Origin of the sequence: Flavobacterium adiutor (genome assembly GCF_048282555.1) — a bacterium.
Taxonomy (GTDB): Bacteria; Bacteroidota; Bacteroidia; order Flavobacteriales; family Flavobacteriaceae; genus Flavobacterium.
In genome coordinates, this window is record NZ_CP182487.1 from 3,839,221 (window position 1) to 3,855,423 (window position 16,203).

Consider the following 16,203-nt stretch of genomic DNA (forward strand, 5'->3'; position numbering starts at 1 on the left):
AAATTCGAATGGCAATGTCAATTTCAAAATTCCATGTTTAATCCGCACATTCCATCAACAATAAATCACCTTTATTATGAGTAATCGTAACAATCCCGTCTTTTGCAACTGAATTGCTGCTTCCTGTTCTATAACCCATTGTCAAAGTGTCATTTTGTAGCGGATATTCTAAATTAGTTGAATAAATACCGCTCACAACACCAATAGGAATCAAGGAAATTGGTGTTTTTTCTGTGTACCATTTTTCAAATTTATTCGGCAGTAAATATATTTTAGAATGATCGTCCAGAATTACAATTTTAAGCAAATCACGGTAACGAACAATATTGGTTAGGTTTGTAATGGTATGGTCAGCGCGTTTTCCGGTGGCCCAGACTACATTTACGGCCGGAATTTTTCTTTCTACAAGATAATCAAATGCTTTTTCGAGATCTGTTTTATCCTGATCGGGTGTACAGACAATTTCGATTGGATATTGTGCTGTTTTGTAGATTTCCGGATCAAACCCTCTATCAAAATCCCCCAATAAGACATCAACTTTAATTCCCAGATCAATGACACGTTCAATAGCCGAATCGAGTACAATAACGAGCGGAGACCATTCGAGCAGCTGCCCCAATAATTCGGCACTACAGGCGGCCCCGTTTGCAATAATTAATGCTGGTTCCTGATCGTCGCGAACTATATGATGTGATGACATGCTGAGTTTTTTTTGAATGCTTCGCAAAGGTAATGCTCCTATTTTACATTTCAAATTTCAGAATTATGATCTTTTACAGAATTAAAAATCCAGCATCCGCCTATGGTAATTGATTTGTCCTAAATGATATGCTAAATGCGTAGAAAGATGCACCATAAAAAAGCCTGTCTTCATTTCTTTTTCAAAAACAATTTGCGGATAGATCGCTTCTAAATCAGTTTCCGTTAAAACATCCAGAATGTTGTTTACCATCAAAATTGTTTCTTCAATTTTAGCTATTAATTGATCTTTCCGAACATCTTTGGATGAAAATTCTAAAGGGCGATTACGGACATATCCTGTTTTTCCTAGTTCAGCACCTATGTAAGTATTGAGATTCCCAATTAAATGCAGACAAAGATTTCCTGCAGAATTAGCAATATTTTGATCCACAACCCAAAGCTGGTTTTCGGTTTGATACACTTCAATTTCTTCTTTTAGTTTATTGAGATCGCGATTAAAAAGCGATCGTAAAATTTCTATCAGCATACTATTAAACTTTATTTTTTACAGGAATCCAGATTTCCTCTTCTGAATTCGGATCATCTTTTTGGTAATTTTCAGTCATAACAGCAAAATGTGGACGGTCGTCAACAGAGTATTGAGAATCCGGAAGCCATTCTGTAAAAATAAAACGATAGGATTTCTCTGCTTCTGTCGATGATCCTTTGTGAATAAAAACAGCATACAATCCATCAGGAATCAACAAACTTTCCATACCTGCCGGAATTTCATTTAAATCAGAAACTTCAACAGCTGCCCATTTTTCAAAAGTATTTTTAGGATTGAAATTATTAAAATATCCTTCAGGAAAAACTTCAATTGAATATAAATTAGAGTCTATAGGATTCCTGATTTTTTTTCTCTCCGGCATGAAACCACTCCATAATTGGAATGTTTTATTTTCGACGAAAGACATTGTAATGTGTTTGCCTATAAGTTTTTTCCCGGCTAGGGTTTCGATTCTGGAATCCATATCATTAATTATTTTACCGTATATTTTACTGAAACAGTTTCACTTAGTGAAAAATAACCTAAAGGATAATTATTTTTATCGGTTATATTCATTATATTGCCTCTTACAGTTGCCGGAGGCGTTTGAAATGGGCCGCCTATATTACTGCCTGCAATACTCACCAATATACTCATATAATTATAATATTGCTTCGAAATTCCATAATGTGTTACTTCGATTTCGTCACCAGCTTTTAAATCTTCATCATTAGAAATGCTAAAAAATTCATTGCCCTGATAGAATTCATCTTTATCAACATAATATGTAGAGGTAACTTTATTTGAATAGGCATATTGATATAAATAATAATTATCAACATCTGCCGGATCATCATAAAAAGACCTCACTACAATGCCTGCAATTTCACCTGCATAGTTTTGTTCTATGTGGGTTATTGGAGTTACTGATTTCATAGTTTCTCTTGCTGTATAGGTATCTCCCTTATTAATTACAGTTAGGGTGTATGTATCGCCTATTACAGGCTTAAAATTATTACAAACGTACCTTCCGGAATTAGGCACTTCTGTAAAATTAAATTGCTGGTTGGCACTGTTTTTAACATACACTACTGCACCTGATACCACCGGAATTTTACCTTCAAAATAACCTGCTGTAGTGGTGAGCTTAATAGTCTGCTGTGCTCCTGAAGTCCCTTTCCTCCAGTTTATCGCTCCTTCTATTACTAATTTTGCCGGTGCGTTATTTAAGTTAACCTCAACTACTTCTTCACAACTTGTAAAGAATAAGGTCATAAAAATTATTATTAACAAAATTATCTTTTTCATATTCAACATTTTTTTTGCTTTCAGAAAATAACTTTAGAATTTAAAATTGTAATTAACTGCCGGCACAATTCCGAAAATAGAAGTTCTTACTGCTTCATTATAGCCGGTGTCTGAATTTTGGCGGAAATTCATTGAAGCAGCATTCTGGCGGTTATACAAATTATAAATACTAAAAACCCATTCACTTTGCCACTTTCTTTTTCTATTTTTTGCCAGTGTCAGTGTCGCTGAAACATCCAGATGATGGTAAGCTGGTAATCGGTTTTCATTCCTTAATCCATAACTGGGAACTACTATGCCTAAATATTCGTACTGCCCGTTTGGATAGGTAATGGGCTGGCCTGACTGTAAAATAAAATTAGCTGCAAATGACCATCTGTCATTTAAATTATAAGCAGATGTAATGGCTAGATTATGCATTTTATCATATGCTGAATTATACCACTTCCCGTTGTTTATTCCGGGTTCTTCAGGAGTTCTGCCGGGAGTCTGCTGCTCAGATTTTGAAAGAGTATAAGAAATCCAGCCATTGAATCTGCCCTCGTTCTTCTTAAACATGATTTCCAGACCATAAGCACGCATACGTCCATTCAGGATTACCTGCTCGATTGCATCATTCGCAATCAAATCAGCGCCATCAATATAATCGAGCCTGTTTTTAACCTTTTTATAATAGATCTCTGTTTCTAATGAATACGTTCCATCATTAAAATTTTTAAAATACCCCAAAGCAATCTGATCTGCAATTTGAGGTTTGATATAATTATCACTAGGCATCCACACATCAAGAGGGGTTGGTGACGACGTATTTGAAATTAACTGAAGATATTGAGCCATTCTGTTATAGCTGGCTTTTATAGACTGATTATCATTCAACTGATACGAAAATGAGAATCTTGGCTCAAAATTATTATAATTTTCAATTACTTTATTGTTACTATAATATTTGGTTGTAATTGGTGTACCTTTTTCATAAATCTGCATATCAGGATTAAATACAACTGCATTATTATTTTCATACAGATTAATGGCAGAAGTCCCCAAGCGATAAAAATTACTGAATCTTAAGCCGTAATAAACTGTCATTTTTTTTGAAAGTTTATTCTCTGCATCAATATAAGGTGAAAGTGAAAGCGCATATTTCCTGTCTAACTGTTTAGGATTAATAGTGAAGTGATCACTTAATGGTTTTATTTTCCCCGGATTAAACTCATAATAAATGCCATTTACACCATAATTTAATTTGAACTTATCTGATCTATATTGTTCAAAATCACATTTAATAGTATAATTTTTAATTCCTGAATCCCATTTGAATCCAATAAAATTCAAATCAAGTCCGTAATAATAATCACTATAGATTAAAGATAAATTTGCAAATAATTTATCTGAATACAAATGACTCCAACGCAAATTCAAGGTAGAATTTCCATAAGTATTGCTAAAAATTTGGTTTAGTTTAAAAACATCCCGGCCAAAATAACCGGATAAAAACAAACTGTTATTATCGTTTAGTTTATAGCTTAATTTGGTGTTAAGATCATAAAAATAGGCTGCGTTGTCTTTTTGGTTTTCTGATAATTTTAAGAATAAATGTGCGTAAGACGTCCTTCCTCCTATCAAAAATGCCCCTTTATTTTTCACTATCGGACCTTCTGCAAGAATTCGGCTTGAAATCAGGCCAATTCCTCCATTTACATGAAATTCTTTGCTATTTCCGTCTTTCTGATATATGTCTAAAACAGAAGACACTCTCCCACCGTAACGCGCTGGAATTCCTCCTTTATACAATTTCAAATTCTTAACAGCATCCGGATTAAAAACGGAGAAAAAACCAAAAACATGCGATGAATTAAATATCGTTGCTTCATCCAATAAAATTAAATTCTGATCAGCGCCTCCTCCTCTTACATTAAAACCTGAAGCCCCTTCACCAGCATTCGTAACGCCTGGCAAGAGCAAAATAGACTTTAAGACATCTACTTCACCCAAAACTACAGGCATTTTCTTTATAGAAAAAATGGATAGCTTATTGACACTCATTTCAGGCGATTTAATATTTGTTTTATATCTAACTCCCTTAATTACCAATTCCTTAAGCTCTTCACTATTTTCGTGTAATGTCAGGTTATTTTTAGTATCACCCTCTATCACTATTTTTTTTTCGACTTCCTGATATCCTAAATGATTTATTTTTAATTGATGTTCTCCTGCCGGAAGTACTATAGAATAAAAACCATACTTATTAGTGTAAGTTTCAATCATCAAATCCGGAATATAAATTTGAACCCCTATCAGAGATTCATTATTCCCAAAGTCTGTGATAGTTCCGCTTAAGGTAAATTTCTCCTGAGAAAAAGAAAATAAAGAAATAATAAAAACAACTAATGTGCAGATTTTTTTTGCAATCATATCCTACCAAATATCCCTTAGTTAACATTTTGGCTAGATAACTAACACCTAAATGTTTTTAAGAAAGAGTTAAGAAAATCCTTTTCGATTACAGACAAATATAAATTTTAGAATTTATTTTGCTAGTCTCAAAAAATTTAAATTTGTACCCATAATACTTTTTTTTTAAAACATTACTCTTCTTTTGTATTGTGTGATAACATTTATTTTTTAAGCTAAAAAAAATCTCTACAGCTCATTAACTCTAGAGATTATACTATGAATTATTTAATGCATTACAATGAAATGTCTTTTTTTTTTGATGTAAAAATTTCATAAGAATCTTACTTTCAACAGTAAAAACGTTTGTTCTTTATCTGAATTTGTTTCGGAGAATAATATTTTTGAATTTAGCTTTCAAATCTTCGCCAGTATCAAAAACCATTTGTTCATTGTTTGGAAAAGGCACTGCACGCTTATTAAAGTATGTAAGGTATTTTTCATCACACGCACTTTTATCTCCCGTATAAGTTGAATAAACATTTTCAAAAACATATTCACTCGCCACTGGAAATGATTGTAATAAACTATTGTTTTTTAAATCTACGTAATCCACTTTGGCTGTTACCTGACATGTCTTAAACTGTCTGAATTCGAAAATTTTGATTTTAATCTTTTTAAAATTATCAACTTTTATAATACGTCCTAAACTATCCTTAACCGGATTGCCTCTACTATCCAGAAGTGTTTTAACACCATCCTTAATTTCTTTTTCATTAACGAATTCCTTTTCTTTTATTTGTTCAGGAGAAATATGAATTTCCCTGAAATTCAAAATCAGGCTATAATCATAATGCGTATTTTTTTGTTTAACGTTATGGTAAACTGTCCATTTATCATTCAATCCATAAGCATTAAAATCCAGCAAATCGTCTTGTAACTGCTTCGGAATAATCATATTGGTTTCGTTTACAGCATAAACGTTTACAAAATCAGTCCCTTTAAATTGTGCGTCATTAATCAGTTTTTTGGCATTTTTATAATTCGGATTAATGTTTTCTAAATAACTTAAATCATCATACGCTTTTCTTGCGTCTAGTTTATTGGAAGACTTTAAAAGAACTTGTGCATTATCATATAAAAACTTCGATAAGGCATTTTTACTGTTCACAATCTGATCAGAATAATTATCAAAAACAAATTGAGCACTCTTTCCCTGTTTCAATAACTTAAGCGGTAATATTGGTCTGATTTTTTCCTGACGATTGTTTAGCTGCACATACGTATTGTAGATGATCTCCAGATTAGCAGGATTTTTTTCTTTTTCCATCATTTCCAGATTCCTCAAATCACGGTCTTTTGCTTTAGCAAATGCTTCTTCCAGCAAATACACATAATCCTGTTTCCCTTTCGAATCTTTGTTGGTTTTTAATGCCTCAACAGCACGGTTTATAGCTTCATCATAATTCCCGTCGCTAATTAGGGACTGGGTTGTTTTTACACCACAGGAAAAAGCCAGAAATAATATAGAAACGAGTAAAGTAATTTTTTGCATAAAAGATATCGTTTTGAAAATGTAAATATATCTTTTTTAGCTTTTCAACAACTATGCCTTTTCACATTTATTTTGAGAAGCATAAAAATTTAACTCAACCACAAAACCAGTCCCGCTCTCTCCTAAATCTTTTACAGCGAACCCCGCTGTAAAAGGATACCGGATCGATCGGGGCTAAATTAGAAAACTTGTTTTCAGAAGATTAAAAAACTCAACTTGTTTTTAACAACAATCATTTATAAAAAATCCTGCTCCAACAAAACAGGATTTCATGCATGACGGAGTAAATTTCAGCATCCTGAAAATTTATTTTTTATCAACCGGAAAAAAGAATTTGAAAGAATTTGAAACCGCAGGATGCAAAATGGTTCCATGGTTTTCCTGAGGCAGATAATCAAAAAATACTTTGACATTTTTACTTTTTGATGCTTTTATTTTTTCGGCTAAAATATTCGCGTCAACTTCCATAACCCTTGGAATTTCAGTTGGTGTAAGTCCTTCTTTTCCAACTGCAATATAAACTGCAGTTTGCGGTGTAAAACTCTCCTTCAGTATTTCAGAATCTAAATTGAGTAAAGAGCCGTTATTCCACCATAAACTTGGACTTACGATTACATATTTATTAAAAAGTGACGGCTTTTTCAATAAGATTTCAGTTTCTAACAGTCCGCCTAAAGATTGACCAATAATTGTTTTAGAATCGTTGGTTTTATATTTCTTTTCCATAAATGGCTGTAATTCTTTTTCAATAAAAGCTATAAATTTATCCGAATGGCCTGAAGTCGGAAAACGTTTTTTATCTGTTTCAATACTTGTTGGAAATGTAAAATCCCTTCTTCTGTCAACTGTAGCAATACCTACCAAAATGGACTTTGGAACCTGATTAATCCACTCAAAGCTATTAAACTGTACCAAGCCTGAAATATGAATAAAATCTTCATCTGCGGAGCCGTCTAGCAAATAGATGACAGGATATTTTGTCGCCTCTTCCTGCTTGTACCCTTCCGGCAGATAAATATTTAAAATTCTTTTTTCATTTAATTCTTTTGACGGGATTTCATCAATAACACCTAATATAAAAGGTTTGACAGCTTCAACAGGTTTTGAGTTTTCTTTTTGGCTGAAACTTATGGTACTAAATACTAATAGGATAAGGATAAAAAACTTATTCATTTTGATTTTGAAATTTTATTTACATTTTTTTTTGCCTCTTATTTTTCAAAATTTCATCATCGAATAAGTTTAGCCTGTAAAATTTCTTCAAGATCTTTTATGCTTTTTCTGCTTTCCCCTTTGAAGCCAAAAACAACCATTATTATTCCAAATAAAAACATAAAATAAGGTATAAACATAAAAAATCCTGTTTCAGAAGTAATAGCGTTATTAAAAATCAAGGCATAAGTAACTCCCAGACAGGCTAAAAAAACACCCCCAAGCCAAATGCTCATAAAAACTTTTACAAAAACCGCAATATTCATTTTTACATAGATTACAGAACCCGTTAAATCATCTTTCACGAATCCTTTTATAACCGGTAAAAAAGAATTCCGATAATTAATTGCCCGTTTTATTTCAAAACTATCATTGTAAACTTTACCTATATAAGGCTTACTGTATGAATAATTATTTGCTCTAAAACCAAAAGATTTTTGTGCTTCAATTTCATTCTGAACTCTTTTTATCAGTTCTTCTTTAGTCAGATCTGAATGGTAAACTAATTCTTCAAGAGGTAGATATTTTCTAAACATATAAGATATTTTTTAAACGAAAATAGGAATTAAAATCATTCTTTATTTTATAATAATCATTAGTCAAAATCTTTTTAAGTAATACAATCTGTCGCAAATGGTAGTAACTATACTCAATCATACATTCAATATATCTTTTGTAAACACCCTATTTTTCATCAACAAATACCTGATCCAGTTTCTCATTAGATATTTGTTCAGCAAAAAAATAAACTCCTCAGTATCAGCCCAAAATTTGTCTGGAAATATTTCTGATTCTTACTGGGAACGAATCGGAGTGAAATCAAAACTGAATTTGTCTTTTATATCCAGTGTTCCGACTTTAAAAACATTATTTATTCCATCGCTTTAATTGTGAATATGCTGCGCAAGAAATGAAATTGTATTTAGTTTTTGAACTGGTGCATCTGCAATTTACTAATGCAGATTTCCTAGTTGATCTTTGTAATTGGTATTCGCAACCAGGTATCGTTTAAAATAACTTTCTTAAATCGATTTGCTATTTCTGATGTGTTTCCCATAATCAAAATAATTTAAATAGTTTAATTTTAAACTGCTTTACACCTCTTAAATACATTAGTATCTAAAGTCATCAGAAAATCAGTCTTTTTCCATTTCTATATGTAATCCTAAGCCACCTTTTTCCAGTTACTGTACTTCTTAGAATTTCTATTATTCCATCTGATTTATCTCAGTCAAAATCACATAAAACCTTGTTTATTCATGCTCTCCGAAAGCTATAATTACAGTTGCTTTTTAATTTCTTTAGGCAAAGCGTTTCCTAACTTTCACCTGATACACAATCTCCCAAAAAACAATAGAAACAACAGCATTAGTCATTATTGCTGTTTTGATATCATAAGGATCATACTTTGAAAACAAATGCAAATCTGAAGTTTTCAAAGCCAGAAATAAAGCCAGAAAGGCTATAGCAACAGAAAAAACGATATTTAATAACGGTTTCCACTTTAAAACCAGAAAAGCATAAATGATATTAAAAACAGTAAAACCACAACTTAAGGTTATGTACAGATCCGTTTTTAATTTCGATTGAACCGAAAGAAAAAATGTGGTTAAAATAAGATATAAAATAAATAGAACTGAATAAATTAGGATTCGAATATGTGCTTTCATTTTTTGTGTTTTTTGATGAAGATTTTTTAACTTAAAAATACTATTTACGGCAAAATAGTTTCAATCTTAGCTTCTGATTTTTCTCTGACAGGACTGTCAGGATGGAAACTCCAAATAATGAGAAACTTTCCTTTAACGACATACTCCTCTGGATGTTCATCAGTAGGTTGCCCGCCTTTCCCCCACAACAATCCCTGCAAAAAACGATCTCCTTTGAATACGTGTTCGAATTCGAAATACATAATTGACCCGCTATCCGGTCTGCTTTTAAAACTTTGCATAGCTTTACTTTTTACTTTTCCAACAATGTTGCTATAGGTCTCAATATCGTTATAAAAAGTACAGGCCTGAACAGAAACACAGTTGTTACCATCACTTAACGTATAGCCTTTCGGAATTTCTTTTGGTTTCAGTTTTAATTCAGCAATAGTCTGGCTGAATAAATTAAAAGAAAGTAAGAAGAATGCAACCGGCATAAAAATAGTCATTTTCATAGGATTTTTTTTAGGATTAGATCTGGATTTTTTACAATACAATATTTCCGAAAACTTTTTTAACGAAAATTAATTATATCAGGCTAAAATAATTTTTTTATTTAAGTTAATTGAATTAAATTGTGGGGGAAATAAAAAAATTACGAGAGGTGGAGGCTTCTGACTTATATACTTGTAAAACTTATTCCTTTAAAAAATCACTCCAGTCTAAGAAGAAATTATAATACAATATGTTAAACTAAAAACCTTAAAACCAAACAGCATATTTTACAGAAACAAGTACAAACTAACTAATTATCTTATAAACCATGGCTAATAAATCTAACCTAAAAGAAAGAAGTGAATTTGAATTATTTCAAAACAATGAAGAAGGAGATCAAAGAAAAAACAGAGAAGTAATGTTGGCAACAATTGGCTTAATTATTTTCTCATTTTGTTTACTGCTCATAGTCTGGAGTCATGTATTTTCGATACGTGATTTTGTATAAGCATTCCTCTTATTAATTATACTGACAGCCTGTTCCTGATAAAAATTATCGCTGATACCCAACAAAATTCTTTGTAGAATTCTTCAGCTAATCGCATCAGGAATAGAGGCGGTATCCTTTTACGTAGCAAAACAAAGCAAAAGATATGAACCCGATCCAGAGTGACATGTCCCGAATATTTTACTTTTCCGTTGAAATTCGATGATAACCTATGCTGTTTTAAAAAGTTCCGATAAAATGGAGTCCCACCATAGAATTTGAGATTTGAGGAATCAGTTGTTTATGCATTCTGATTTTCTTAGGATCATAGTGAAAAGCATTGAAGTTGTTTTTTGCCCTTTGCCTGCGACTGCCAATCACTATAGAACGTCCAATTATTGTACCGATTAATCCGCCTGCCAGTAAATCTGAAACCCAGTGTTCATGGCTTTTAATATCTGAAAGAAAGACTGCAGTTACAAATGTATAAGGTATCCAGTAGTTATCATATTCCATTTGAAACACTTTGGCGACAGCAAAATAAGAGGTTGCATGGAAAGAGGGAAATGAAGTACCGGTGCCACCATGACCAAAGTGAATATTGTCGTAGTTTCCAAAATCCCACTGATTTTTTGTAAATGGTGCTACTGCTTGTCTATCGTCATTTATTTTTCTTTGAGGCCTGTTTCTTGAGGTGATTGTTTTTAATACAATCTGAGTAATAACATAAGAATAAGCCAATGATTTTGCCGCATTTAGAGCCACAACCTGTCCTTTCTCATTGTTAATAATTAACGATCCCGCATATAGCCCGATTATTGGATACACAATGTAAGAGTCAGTTCCGATTACATGAGGTATTGTACTTTTAATCTCTGGCAAACTATAATCGATATTGGGTTCTATCTTATCGTGCAAAAAACCGGTAGTATGTTTATCAACAGCTATTAAACCTACAATTCCCGCAGTATAAAGAGCTGTTCTTTTCCAGTCACTTGATATGGTATTTCCCATTGCAGAAAAATCGCCCGGAACACTTAAAAAACTGTCCGCTATAACGGAACCTGCCACCTTGAATCTATTGTCTTTTTTTATTTTTAGGCTATCACTCTGTTTTTTTGTCTTTAAGGAGTCTTCCTGAGAAAAGCACAGAATTGATATCAGGCTAAAAAAAATTATATTGAAAAATTTCATAGTGACAATTTAAAATTAAATTCAATGGCTCATATCTAGGATGTAAAATAAAAAGTAAACCAAAATACACGCCGTATTTGAATTACAAAACAGTCTGAATTTCAAATTTAACAAAAATAATGTAAGAATTCTCAAGAAGATACAAAATATTTTAATCTTAAATCAAACAATATCAGTCGATTTTAAAAAAAAAACTCAAAATTAAAAAAACGTTTTGAAACTACACCAATGCCTTAATTGTACTATGATTTGTTAAAACTCTGATGTGAGCTAATAGGAGAGACCTTGTAGCAGAAGACTAAAATAGGCCGTCTAAAAAATTACTTTTCAGACAGCCTATTCATTTTATAATCACAGTTGAATCAGATATTACACAGTGGCAAACATCTGTATCATCTCTTTCAATTGGTAATTCAATTACCAATTTTTACTCCAGGGTCCAAAGTTTTTATACGCTGGCCCAGTTAATTTTTGTCTCTCTGAGCCACCTATTTTTACTTCGGCCAGATTTTCTTTTGGCGTATTTCTAACTGGCTGCTCATTTTTAAATGCTGGCCCCTGTAATGATACTTTGTTGGTTTCAGCATATATTTTAGCAGGCACTGTTTCATGTTCCCAAACTTTATAATTTTTAAATGCCGGACCTTTTAAATCACTTTGTTTCACATTCGGTTCCTCTTGTGCAAACCCACCAAAAGAAATAAATAAAACTCCTAAAATTAATGCTATATTTTTCATAACTATTACCGTTTATTGTTTTTATAAATTTACAATTGGTAACAGCCTTCTAGGATTATGGAAATATACCCAATTTGCATCCGTATTTATACGGATAGTAAAGTTTCTGATTTTGTTATATTAAATTCATTTTTGCCGCTTTTTTAATAAGTTCGGCGGTATTTTTTACTTCTAGCTTTTTTAAAATATTAGCACGATGGGTTTCTATTGTCCGGGAACTTACAAATAGCTGATTCGCAATTTCTTTAGTTGTCAGTCCCTTAGAAATTAAGCCTAAAACTTCAGTTTCCTTATTGGATAAAATATCTTCACTGATACTTTGTGTTGACATAAAGTTGATCATTTTTTCAGAGATTTCAGCGCTAAAATATTTTTTCCCATTACTAACGCTTCTTATTGCCAGGATTAATTCAGATTCGTCTGTATTTTTTAACAGGTAGCCGTAAGCCCCCATTTTAGCACATTTTGCGATATAATTTCCATCATTGTGCATTGAAATCACAATAGGTTTTATGGAAGAAACAGCGTTATTTAATTCTTTTAAAACCTGAAAACCGTCCATATTAGGCATAGTGATGTCCAACAATACAATATCAGCTTCAAAGTTAGTATTGATAAGCTCCATAAACTGAATACCATCACCAACACTTTTAACAATTTTTATATCATCATGCTTTCTGAGGAGCTCAGCAAGTCCGTTACGAAAAAGCTCATGATCGTCCGCTATTATTAATTTGATTTCGTTCATAATTCTATAGGTAACTCGATTTCAAAAGTTGTGTTTCCGGGAGCTGCATTGATTACAATAGTACCATTGCAAATTTCTATACGTTCTTTGATGTTAATAATTCCTAAGCCTAATTTAACAGTATTTATATCAAACCCGATTCCGTCATCAAAATAAAAAAGAGAAATAAATTCATCAAATTCCGAAAGCGTAATCCGGATATTTTTTGCATCAGCGTGTTTTAATGTATTATTAATCAGCTCCTGTGTTATTCTAAATAGATTAATTGCTTGATGATGATTGATATTAGAGTTATCCTGCTGGGTTAAATCTTCATATTCAATAGTCACATTTGTCGATTTTTTCAGGCTTTCGATAAAGTTGGTTAAAGTAACTCCAACCCCAAAATCATCGATTGAAGCAGGCATTAAGGCATTTGACATGAGTCTGATTTCAGAAATAGTTTCATCTACTATCTTTTTCATTTCTGCTTTCTTCAATTCATTTTTAACCCTGTTTTCAATATAGTGTTTCAAAGAGGTTAAATAAGGTCCCACGCCATCATGGAGCTCACGCGAAAGCCTGCGCCTTTCATCTTCCAGACCGTTTACCAGCATTCGTTTGGATTGTATTCTGGTATTTTCATCATTATTTCTGAACTCTATCAGCTTATCCCGCATCGCCAAAAGGCTTTTCCCTAACAAATCATTCGGACTTTTAGGTTTAAAATCGGTATGGAGATTCATTTTTCCAATATCATCAGAGAATTTCACGGCACCCTGCAAAGAGGCTTTTAAATTGGCAAGCGCATCAAACATCTCCTTTATTTCCTTAGAATTTTTTATAAATTCGTTAGTCTGATTATAGTCACCTTCTGCCATAATGCGAAGGCTTTTTTGCATGTTCTTAATGGGATTGGTAATAAATCTTGTCAGAAAAAGAGAAAGCATAACCCCCAGTAAAAAAATACCAAGAGTCAGCACTATAAGTCTTTGTCTTAATTCCTTTAGGGGAAGTGTCACCTCATCAACATCTATTTCAGACAGAATTACCATTTTTAAGTTCTGAACTACTATTGGACTGTACACACTATATACCTCAATACCTCTGTAATCCTCAAAAACACCTCTGCCATTTATCCCTTTAAAAGCATTGATTACACCTTTTGTTTTAACCAATATGGTGTAAGGCGTTTTATTGGGATAAAAACGGGATTGCGAACGCATTCGGAAATCGCTTCCCACCAGATACGATTCTCCACTATCCCCCATTCCGGTTCGCTCGAGGAGTATTTGTTTAATTTTACTGTAGTCTAAAACTTTAATACTTGTGCCTTTTTTAGAATTTGAGACAAAACCTATGGTTGTTTTTTTAGCAACATGATACTTGGTAAAATCGTAAATACCGTTACTTTTTTTAATGTTTTCCGGAAGCTTTAAAACGCTAGTGTCAATGTTTTGCCCATACAATTCGGAAGTCTCAAATCGTTCCCATTCTGATTTTAATAAATGTTCTATCTGATTTTGCTTAAGTGTTTTGATAGAATTCAACTGCAGCAAAATACGATCGTTTAATACATTTGAAAACTGCTGGTAGGATGAAAAAGACAACAAAGCAATTACCAGCGCAATTAAACTATTAATTATGATCAGTATTAATGTTTTGATGTTCATTAAATCTATTTTAAAGATATAGCCGGATTAGTATGACTGATTTAAGTCCTAAATATAACTTTTTCCAAGTTTTTTATACTTTATGTAAATATACTTGGTTTGGTGCTTTAAAAGAAACTTTGAAGCAATTGTTCTGCTAAATCTTTATATGCTATTTTAGATTTAATTAAACATGTTGTCAGCTTAACTAGACCTTCACTTTAAAAGTCAGGAGACTTTTAGACTTTTACGATTGTAATGTCATTTTAAAAATTACGCAAAGTCTGAAAAAGACTTTTGCGTAGCAGATTCCAATTTAAATAAGTTTGACTAACATTACTAAAAAAATTATTCAGCTAAAGGCCCTTTAGAAAAAGGTATTAATAATGAACGAATCTCACTCCATGCTTTTAATATTTTATTTATATGCTCAATTGCAAGTGGAGAGGCTGCTAAAAGTATTCCACTTATATCTATTTGTTGTTCAGAAATTTTATTAAATCCTTTTTCAACTTCTTCAATTACTTCAAGTCCAATTGGGAGTATTTTGCTTTGTAATTCAGGAAAATTTATTTCAACAAATCGTAATACAGTTGATAACATCATACTTTGTCTTATAGGAGCTGGAGGATGAGTGTAACTATCAAGATTATCTAAGCTAAAACTAAGTCGTCCAAAAATTCGATAAAAACAATAATTAGCAAAATATATTAAGTAAATGTTATTTTCTAAATCTGTATAAAACTCTGTAAATGCTTTTGGAATAAATTCTCTATGATCAAGTAAAACTTCAGCTTCCATGATTAAATTATTAACAGCAATACAGTCAGCATCCATTTCTAATGCTTGCCACATTAAGTTACCTTCAACTAAATTATTTATTTGCGTGAATTCATTATAGCTACTATCCGAAAAAAGATTTTTTTTGTAATCTAAATGTCCATTTTTTACATGTGCATACTCATGCATCAAAATTGTTTTAAGACAAGTTTGTGTAAGATATTGCGCTAAACTTGCACGTTGTGGGTCTTTTGGAATAACTATTTTTTCTTCAGTTGTATAATCTTTTAGCACATCAAAATCTATAACTTGCACGTCAAAAATTTTTTCTGGGGGAGTTTCTTTAGAAGAATCTCCATATTGTTTCAATATTTCAGGATGAGAAAGCATTCTGTTAAATAAGTTACTGATACACACTATGGTTCCTGCATTTATTCCAATATAATATTGATTTTCAAAAAGAGTAGCTTTTGCATTTACTCTTGAATTATTGATAATATTAAAATTACAAGAAGGTAAATCCTTTCCATTATTTCTAGACCACTCAAGTATTTTGCTTCCATAAATCCTGAGATTATCTGTCTCAAAAATACCTTTAATTGGCCAAATACCACCATCTAATCTAAAAGCCAAATCAAATTCTTTTTCTTTTTGTGTGAGAACTAAATCATCCATGAATTTACGTATTTATTTTATTACAATATTAATTTCTTACCATTACAGAAACTACTATTATGTTGTAATTTCGGATAAAAATAGTCATTTTTTCATGCATGAGGATAGA

Annotated in this window: 16 protein-coding genes; 1 reads left to right on the plus strand and 15 read right to left on the minus strand. The window is 32.0% G+C overall.

Translation table 11 applies throughout. The features are described from left to right. Nucleotides 1-37 precede the first annotated feature (37 nt). The 10 genes from ACNC7R_RS16300 to ACNC7R_RS16345 form a co-directional block, all read right to left on the minus strand. Nucleotides 38-700: a thiamine diphosphokinase gene (locus ACNC7R_RS16300; protein ID WP_417942105.1), complete on the minus strand. Its 663-nt coding sequence runs from the start codon at nt 698-700 to the stop codon at nt 38-40. Between the two features lie 81 nt (nt 701-781). Continuing rightward, nucleotides 782-1,228, minus strand: coding sequence for a DUF1572 family protein (locus ACNC7R_RS16305; protein ID WP_417942106.1), 447 nt, complete (start codon nt 1,226-1,228; stop codon nt 782-784). 4 nt (nt 1,229-1,232) lie between these two features. Beyond that, a complete protein-coding gene (locus ACNC7R_RS16310) occupies nt 1,233-1,715 on the minus strand; it encodes a GyrI-like domain-containing protein (protein WP_417942107.1) in 483 nt (160 codons plus the stop codon). 8 nt (nt 1,716-1,723) lie between these two features. Then, complete coding sequence (locus tag ACNC7R_RS16315) at nt 1,724-2,539, minus strand: DUF4249 family protein (protein ID WP_417942108.1); 816 nt, start codon at nt 2,537-2,539, stop codon at nt 1,724-1,726. A gap of 33 nt (nt 2,540-2,572) precedes the next feature. After that, nucleotides 2,573-4,951 (minus strand): TonB-dependent receptor, encoded by a 2,379-nt coding sequence (locus tag ACNC7R_RS16320; RefSeq protein WP_417942109.1) that lies wholly within the window; start codon nt 4,949-4,951, stop codon nt 2,573-2,575. A 352-nt stretch (nt 4,952-5,303) separates the two neighbouring features. Then, complete coding sequence (locus tag ACNC7R_RS16325) at nt 5,304-6,485, minus strand: hypothetical protein (protein ID WP_417942110.1); 1,182 nt, start codon at nt 6,483-6,485, stop codon at nt 5,304-5,306. A gap of 306 nt (nt 6,486-6,791) precedes the next feature. Beyond that, nucleotides 6,792-7,658: an alpha/beta hydrolase gene (locus tag ACNC7R_RS16330; RefSeq protein WP_417942111.1), complete on the minus strand. Its 867-nt coding sequence runs from the start codon at nt 7,656-7,658 to the stop codon at nt 6,792-6,794. A gap of 56 nt (nt 7,659-7,714) precedes the next feature. Then, nucleotides 7,715-8,233, minus strand: a complete 519-nt coding sequence (locus ACNC7R_RS16335; protein WP_417942112.1) for a hypothetical protein — start codon at nt 8,231-8,233, stop codon at nt 7,715-7,717. A gap of 765 nt (nt 8,234-8,998) precedes the next feature. Further along, nucleotides 8,999-9,367 (minus strand): hypothetical protein, encoded by a 369-nt coding sequence (locus tag ACNC7R_RS16340; RefSeq protein ID WP_417942113.1) that lies wholly within the window; start codon nt 9,365-9,367, stop codon nt 8,999-9,001. 44 nt (nt 9,368-9,411) lie between these two features. Continuing rightward, a complete protein-coding gene (locus tag ACNC7R_RS16345) occupies nt 9,412-9,861 on the minus strand; it encodes a hypothetical protein (protein WP_417942114.1) in 450 nt (149 codons plus the stop codon). Nucleotides 9,862-10,169: 308 nt separating this feature from the next. Between ACNC7R_RS16345 and ACNC7R_RS16350 the strand changes: the two genes are divergently transcribed. Then, nucleotides 10,170-10,349 carry a hypothetical protein gene (locus tag ACNC7R_RS16350; protein ID WP_417942115.1) on the plus strand — a complete coding sequence of 60 codons (180 nt, stop codon included), beginning with the start codon at nt 10,170-10,172 and terminating at the stop codon, nt 10,347-10,349. Nucleotides 10,350-10,568: 219 nt separating this feature from the next. Here the strand turns inward: ACNC7R_RS16350 and ACNC7R_RS16355 are convergent, their stop codons facing one another. From ACNC7R_RS16355 to ACNC7R_RS16375, 5 genes are all read right to left on the minus strand, one after another. After that, nucleotides 10,569-11,522 carry a phosphatase PAP2 family protein gene (locus tag ACNC7R_RS16355; protein WP_417942116.1) on the minus strand — a complete coding sequence of 318 codons (954 nt, stop codon included), beginning with the start codon at nt 11,520-11,522 and terminating at the stop codon, nt 10,569-10,571. Between the two features lie 417 nt (nt 11,523-11,939). Further along, a complete protein-coding gene (locus ACNC7R_RS16360; RefSeq protein ID WP_417942117.1) occupies nt 11,940-12,260 on the minus strand; it encodes a hypothetical protein in 321 nt (106 codons plus the stop codon). A gap of 115 nt (nt 12,261-12,375) precedes the next feature. Beyond that, the gene (locus ACNC7R_RS16365) at nt 12,376-13,008 is read right to left on the minus strand and encodes a response regulator (RefSeq protein WP_417942118.1); all 633 of its coding nucleotides are present in this window, start codon (nt 13,006-13,008) and stop codon (nt 12,376-12,378) included. After that, entirely contained in the window at nt 13,005-14,660 is a 1,656-nt protein-coding gene (locus tag ACNC7R_RS16370) for an ATP-binding protein (protein WP_417942119.1), read from the minus strand. The genes ACNC7R_RS16365 and ACNC7R_RS16370 overlap by 4 nt, the downstream gene beginning before the upstream one ends. Nucleotides 14,661-14,987: 327 nt before the next feature. After that, nucleotides 14,988-16,094, minus strand: a complete 1,107-nt coding sequence (locus ACNC7R_RS16375) for a hypothetical protein (protein ID WP_417942120.1) — start codon at nt 16,092-16,094, stop codon at nt 14,988-14,990. Between the last annotated feature and the right edge of the window lie 109 nt (nt 16,095-16,203).

Coding starts and splice junctions, on each gene's coding strand:
- ACNC7R_RS16355 (WP_417942116.1), bottom strand. CDS start 11,522: ATGAAATTTTTCAATATAATTTTTTTTAGCCTGATATCAATTCTGTGC.
- ACNC7R_RS16335 (WP_417942112.1), bottom strand. CDS start 8,233: ATGTTTAGAAAATATCTACCTCTTGAAGAATTAGTTTACCATTCAGAT.
- ACNC7R_RS16365 (WP_417942118.1), bottom strand. CDS start 13,008: ATGAACGAAATCAAATTAATAATAGCGGACGATCATGAGCTTTTTCGT.
- ACNC7R_RS16330 (WP_417942111.1), bottom strand. CDS start 7,658: ATGAATAAGTTTTTTATCCTTATCCTATTAGTATTTAGTACCATAAGT.
- ACNC7R_RS16315 (WP_417942108.1), bottom strand. CDS start 2,539: ATGAAAAAGATAATTTTGTTAATAATAATTTTTATGACCTTATTCTTT.
- ACNC7R_RS16300 (WP_417942105.1), bottom strand. CDS start 700: ATGTCATCACATCATATAGTTCGCGACGATCAGGAACCAGCATTAATT.
- ACNC7R_RS16305 (WP_417942106.1), bottom strand. CDS start 1,228: ATGCTGATAGAAATTTTACGATCGCTTTTTAATCGCGATCTCAATAAA.
- ACNC7R_RS16375 (WP_417942120.1), bottom strand. CDS start 16,094: ATGGATGATTTAGTTCTCACACAAAAAGAAAAAGAATTTGATTTGGCT.
- ACNC7R_RS16360 (WP_417942117.1), bottom strand. CDS start 12,260: ATGAAAAATATAGCATTAATTTTAGGAGTTTTATTTATTTCTTTTGGT.
- ACNC7R_RS16325 (WP_417942110.1), bottom strand. CDS start 6,485: ATGCAAAAAATTACTTTACTCGTTTCTATATTATTTCTGGCTTTTTCC.
- ACNC7R_RS16310 (WP_417942107.1), bottom strand. CDS start 1,715: ATGGATTCCAGAATCGAAACCCTAGCCGGGAAAAAACTTATAGGCAAA.
- ACNC7R_RS16350 (WP_417942115.1), top strand. CDS start 10,170: ATGGCTAATAAATCTAACCTAAAAGAAAGAAGTGAATTTGAATTATTT.
- ACNC7R_RS16340 (WP_417942113.1), bottom strand. CDS start 9,367: ATGAAAGCACATATTCGAATCCTAATTTATTCAGTTCTATTTATTTTA.
- ACNC7R_RS16370 (WP_417942119.1), bottom strand. CDS start 14,660: ATGAACATCAAAACATTAATACTGATCATAATTAATAGTTTAATTGCG.
- ACNC7R_RS16345 (WP_417942114.1), bottom strand. CDS start 9,861: ATGAAAATGACTATTTTTATGCCGGTTGCATTCTTCTTACTTTCTTTT.
- ACNC7R_RS16320 (WP_417942109.1), bottom strand. CDS start 4,951: ATGATTGCAAAAAAAATCTGCACATTAGTTGTTTTTATTATTTCTTTA.